Below are 4,884 nucleotides of genomic sequence, written 5' to 3'. Positions count from 1 at the left end.
GATCACAGCCGACACCGACATATTGCTCGGCGACACGATCGGCGAGATGGGGCTCTATCTCAGGCTGACGGAAATCGCCTTCGTCGGCCGCTCGCTGACATCCGAGGGCGGCCAGAACCCGCTGGAGCCGGCCATGCTCGACACGGCGGTCCTTGCCGGGCGCAATGTGCAGAATTTTCGCGAGGCCTACCAGCGTCTGCTCGACAGCGGCGGCGCCAAGCTGGTGCGCGATCGCGATATGCTGGCCGGCGCCGTCAATTTCCTCCTGACCAACGAAGTTGCGCGCCACGAGATGATGGCGGCGGGCGTTGCGACCGTCGACGAGATGCGCGGTGCGCTGGCGCGCACGCTGAAATCGCTTGAGCCCTACATTCAGCCGCTGGTCGTCAAGTCGCGCCTGAAGGGCGCTAACGGGCGCTAGCGTGGCTTCCGAAGCACCACCATTCTGGTGGGAAGAGCCGGACTGGCGGGTCCTGGCTCTGTCGCCGCTATCGGCCATCTATGCGGCCGTCGCCGGCCGCGGCATGCGGCGGGCCAAGCGCGAGAAGATCGAGGCACCGGTTCTGTGCGTCGGCAATTTTACGGTCGGCGGCACCGGCAAGACACCGGTGGCCATCGCGCTCGCCGAACAGGCCAAGTGCATGCATCTCAAGCCGGGCTTCCTGTCGCGCGGTCATGGCGGCTCGTTCGCCGAGCCGCATGTTGTCGATGCCCATCATGACAGCGCCAGGCATGTCGGCGACGAGCCGCTGCTCCTCGCCGAACACGCGCCGGTGGCGGTGACGCCGAACCGCGCCGCCGGCGCCCGGCTGCTGCTGGAACGGCATGGCTGCGATTTCCTGATCATGGACGATGGATTCCAGAGCGCCCGCATCCACATCGACTACGCGCTGGTCGTCGTCGATGCGCGCTACGGGATCGGCAATGGCCGCGTCATTCCGGGCGGTCCGCTCCGGGCCAGGGTCGTCGACCAACTGGTTTTCACCAGCGGGCTGTTGAAGATGGGCGAGGGCACCGCGGCCGACGCCGTGGTCCGCCAGGCGGCACGCGCCGGCCGGCCGATCTTCGAGGCCCACACCGAGCCAAGCGGTAAGGCAGGGCTTGCCGGCAAGCGGTTCCTCGCCTTCGCCGGTATCGGCCATCCCGAGAAATTCTTCGACACGGTGCGCGAGGCGGGCGGCGAGCTGGCGTTGACGCGGCCGTTTCCGGACCATCATTTCTATGGTGAGGACGAACTTGCCGAGCTGGCGGCGACCGCAAGTGCTGAAGGCCTCGGCCTCATCACCACCGCCAAGGACGCCGCCCGGCTGCGTCACGGCGCCTCACAGGACTTTCTCGATCGGCTCGAGGTGCTGGAGATCGACACGGTTTTCGAGCTCGACAATGTTCCAGAGCGCATCATCGGCGAAACGCTCGATGCCTGGCGCCAGCGTAAGCTGAAGGGCTAAAGCAATTCCAAGAAAAGTGTGAAACGGTTTTCCGTCCGGAATTGCGTCAAAACAACTAGCCCCGCTTACGCAGCTCCGGATGCACCTCGATTTCGCGGCGCAGCGATGCGGTGGCGTTGACGTAAGGCTCTTGCCTGGCAACGCTCCAGTATTTCAACTCGTCGAGCGGAATGCTTTCGCCTGTCACCGCGCAGCGCACAAATGCGCCGGGGCTGGTAACCTGGAAGTCGCCATCGAGGTAACGGATGCGGGCTTCCTTGCCGCCGGGGCCTTCGAAACGGTTCATCATGCAGGGACGCCGAGGTTCATGGGGATTTCATCGCCATAAATTCCCGGCGAGGTCAAGCATGCGACAAGCCTGAGACAATGCTGACCCCCTATTGTTGGGGAGAAAAATGCTGAAGTCGGGGCACTATGGACATTTCCTCCACTCGCCTTGCCGCCTTGTCCAGGGAAGCGATGACGCCGCAAGCCGTGCCGTTGGCAAAGGCCGATCCAGTCATGGCGGCACTGGTCAAGGCTCTGGTCCAACCGCCTGCGCCGTCCATGCTTGCGCAACAAGCAGCACCGGCATTGTTGGCTTTGCCGGCGGCGCCGATGGTCATCAAATCGCAGCAGATCGCCTCGGCTGGCATCGTCGAGGCCTATCTTGCCCAGCTCGAGACGGGGGAAGAAGCGGCGTTGGCAACGGTCGTGGCAAGAAAGGCAACGCCTGAACCCGAAACGCAACGAGCCGTCTTGCCGCCTTCGGCAACGGCCAATGACAATGCCCCCTCCCGGGTTGCGGGGTTGTCATTGCTGTCGCTTATCCCGCCGCAGGCTCCAGTCCCGCGCAGCGCTGCCGCCTTGGATACACCGGCGGGCCGGCACAGGCCGGCCAATCAATCCCATGGTGCGGCGCCGAACCCGGAGCACCTGCTGGTGAAGATCGGCTTCGTTTCGACAATGGCCGGGTTGCTGGGAACCGTGATCCTTGGGTTTGTTCTGTTGTTGCTTCGCTAACCCTCGGCCTCGATGAAGGCTTCCATCTTTTCCGGTGCCAGCCCGGCCTGCTCCGCGATGCGGCGCGCCAATTCCGCCGCGGCGGCACGCGGCCGTCCTATCGGCCGGTCGAGCCAGTAGGACACCGGATTGAGCGCGGTGCGTTCGTCGACGGGAGTGATGCGGCCCGATTTCAATTGATGCCCGGTCAGAGGCGGACGTGCCAGCGCGATGCCGAGCCCATAGGCGGCGGCGTCGAGCACCAGATTGTAGTCCTCGAAGCGGCGGTCCTGCGGGCGCGGGCGGTAGTCCATGCCTTGCGCGGCAAACCATGCGCGCCAGGCTGACGCGTCGGAATCGTTGATCAGCGGAAATTTGAGTAGCCGGGCAGGGTCGCCGCGCCCGATCTCGCGGGCAAGCTCGGGTGACGCGACGGGGAAGACATGTTCCTCGAAAAGCTGCACCGAAATGCGGCCTGGAATGCCGCCGCGACCGCAGCGGATGGAGAGATCGATACCCTCATCGGCAAGGTCGGCCTGGCGGATGTCGACATCGAGTACGATGCGCAGCTTGGTGGGATTGTTCTCCAGCGCCGCCATGCGCGGCATCAGCCACAGCCCGCTGACCGAGGGGATCGAGGTCAGCCGCACCACGGCGGTGCCGCGCGGCTCGACCCAACGGTCGGAATGGCTGGAAATCAGCGCGAAAGCTTCCGCTGTACGCAAATGCAGCCGGTTGCCTTCGATCGTCAGCGAAACGCCGCGCGCGCCGCGATCGAACACTTTCAATCCCAGCCAGTCTTCAAGCTTGGCGATCTGCCGGCTGACGGCGCCGTGGGTGATGTTGAGCTTTTCGGCGGCCGCCGAAAAGCTGCCTGTCCGCGCCGCCGCGTCGAAGGCGCGCAGCGTTTCAAGCGGCACCATTGTGTCTGAGCTGTGATCCATAGTCACAGGTGATCCTTGATCTGGTCGTTTGTCAATCGGTTCGAAAAGGCGTTTTCTGCCTTTCAGGACCGAAGAACACGAGGGTGGTTAGATGAGCACGATGACGGGCACGTTGAATTCGACACAGCGGATGGACACCACGGCGGCCATCGCGGTGGCGCTGACTGTGGTTGGCTGGGCCTCTGCTTTTCCGGCGATCCGCGCCGGTCTCGCGGCCTTCGGACCGCTGGAACTGGGTGCGCTGCGCTTTGCCATTGCCGCCGTGCCGGCGGCGATCTTCCTCGCCGTCAAGCGCCCGGCGCTGCCCAGGCTGGACGAAGTGTGGCGCCTGGTCTTTGGCGGGGCCATCTTCGTCGCGCTCTACACCGTAATGCTCAATTTCGGCGAATTGACCGTCTCGGCCGGTGCCGCCGGCTTCATCATTAATGTCAGCCCGATCTTCACCGCCATCATGGCAATGGCGCTGCTCGGCGAACGCTTCTCGGGCATGGCCTGGGCCGGCACGGTGATTTCCTTCGCCGGCATTGGCGTCATCGCCATGGCCGACGGGCATGGCCTGCATTTCAATGCGGGCGCTCTCCTGGTGCTTGGCTCGGCCTTGTGCTCGGCCGTCAACACCATCGTCCAGAAGCCGCTGTTTGCCCGCCACCATCCATTGACCATTTCGGCTTCGAACATGGTGCTCGGTGCGCTCTGCCTGTCGCCCTTCCTGCCGAGCGGCTTTGCGCAGGCAGCGGTTGCCAACACCGCCGGCCTCGGCGCTGTGATCTTTCTCGGCATCGTGCCCAGCCTGATCGCCTATGCCGCCTGGGCGACCGCGCTGTCGCGTCTGCCTGCGGCACGTGCCTCGAACTTCCTCTACCTTGTTTCGCCCATGTCTGCCCTGATCGGCTTCTTCTGGCTGGGCGAAGTGCCGACACTGCTAGGCATCCTCGGCGGCGCGCTGGCGCTGGGCGGCGTCATAGTGGTGAATTTGAAGAGGTAAAACAAAAGGCTGGAGCTGTTTGCGGACTCAAAGCGAGAACCGCCTTCGCCCGCATACAGACACCCAGGGCAAGGACAGCTATGGTGAGCTGCATTCGCTGGGGGACGGAATGGGAAAACTCTTCATATCGACACTCTTTTGCGTTTTGCTGCTGACCGGGGAAGCCTTCGCGGGTTGGTATCAGGTCGAAAATTACGAAGGGTCGATCGGGGCCAAACCAGTCCATCTGTCGTTGCAGAGGTATGACAGTTTCGGCAGCGGGATTACGGTCGAGGGGAACTATTTCTACGACGCCAAGCAAATCCCGATTGCGGTATACGGCAAGATCAGCGGCACCAGCGTCTCCCTTTGCGAAATCGCGGACGACAAGGAATTCGACCGGGTGCTGGTCATCGGATCGAAAACGCCCGTTGACACCACCGGATGCCCGTTCTCGCTCAAGCTAAGCGACAGCGGCGCGACCGGTAGCTGGAGCCGGGACGCGGATAAATTCGCGGTCATTCTCAAGAAGGTTGCGAGCCTGGAC

The 4,884-nt window shown here is 63.6% G+C and carries 6 protein-coding genes and 1 pseudogene; 5 read left to right on the top strand and 2 right to left on the bottom strand.

Features of this window, described 5'->3' with window-relative positions:
• Positions 1–421, top strand: a pseudogene (locus tag EN993_RS31465) (3-deoxy-D-manno-octulosonic acid transferase); the annotation flags it as partial.
• Between the two features lies 1 nt (position 422).
• Positions 423–1,448, top strand: coding sequence for a tetraacyldisaccharide 4'-kinase (gene lpxK, locus EN993_RS31460; protein ID WP_127265707.1), 1,026 nt, complete (start codon positions 423–425; stop codon positions 1,446–1,448).
• Positions 1,449–1,503: 55 nt separating this feature from the next.
• Here the strand turns inward: lpxK and EN993_RS31455 are convergent, their stop codons facing one another.
• The gene (locus tag EN993_RS31455; protein WP_127265706.1) at positions 1,504–1,737 is read right to left on the bottom strand and encodes a DUF2093 domain-containing protein; all 234 of its coding nucleotides are present in this window, start codon (positions 1,735–1,737) and stop codon (positions 1,504–1,506) included.
• A 170-nt stretch (positions 1,738–1,907) separates the two neighbouring features.
• Between EN993_RS31455 and EN993_RS31450 the strand changes: the two genes are divergently transcribed.
• Positions 1,908–2,450, top strand: a complete 543-nt coding sequence (locus EN993_RS31450) for a hypothetical protein (RefSeq protein ID WP_245469024.1) — start codon at positions 1,908–1,910, stop codon at positions 2,448–2,450.
• Here EN993_RS31450 and EN993_RS31445 read toward each other — a convergent pair.
• On the bottom strand, positions 2,447–3,373 hold the full coding sequence (locus EN993_RS31445; RefSeq protein ID WP_109663175.1) for a LysR family transcriptional regulator: 927 nt from the start codon (positions 3,371–3,373) through the stop codon (positions 2,447–2,449). The two genes, EN993_RS31450 and EN993_RS31445, sit on opposite strands and share 4 nt — an antisense overlap.
• 91 nt (positions 3,374–3,464) lie before the next feature.
• Here EN993_RS31445 and EN993_RS31440 point away from each other — a divergent pair, with 91 nt between their 5' ends.
• Together EN993_RS31440 and EN993_RS31435 are read left to right on the top strand one after the other, a co-directional pair.
• On the top strand, positions 3,465–4,358 hold the full coding sequence (locus tag EN993_RS31440) for a DMT family transporter (RefSeq protein ID WP_109663177.1): 894 nt from the start codon (positions 3,465–3,467) through the stop codon (positions 4,356–4,358).
• Positions 4,359–4,467: 109 nt separating this feature from the next.
• Positions 4,468–4,884 (top strand): hypothetical protein (locus EN993_RS31435; protein ID WP_206532447.1); only part of this gene is annotated, 417 nt, incomplete at its 3' end.

This window comes from Mesorhizobium sp. M7D.F.Ca.US.004.01.2.1, assembly GCF_003997785.1.
Taxonomy (GTDB): Bacteria; Pseudomonadota; Alphaproteobacteria; order Rhizobiales; family Rhizobiaceae; genus Mesorhizobium; species Mesorhizobium loti.
This window is presented reverse-complemented; position numbering and strand designations above follow the sequence as displayed.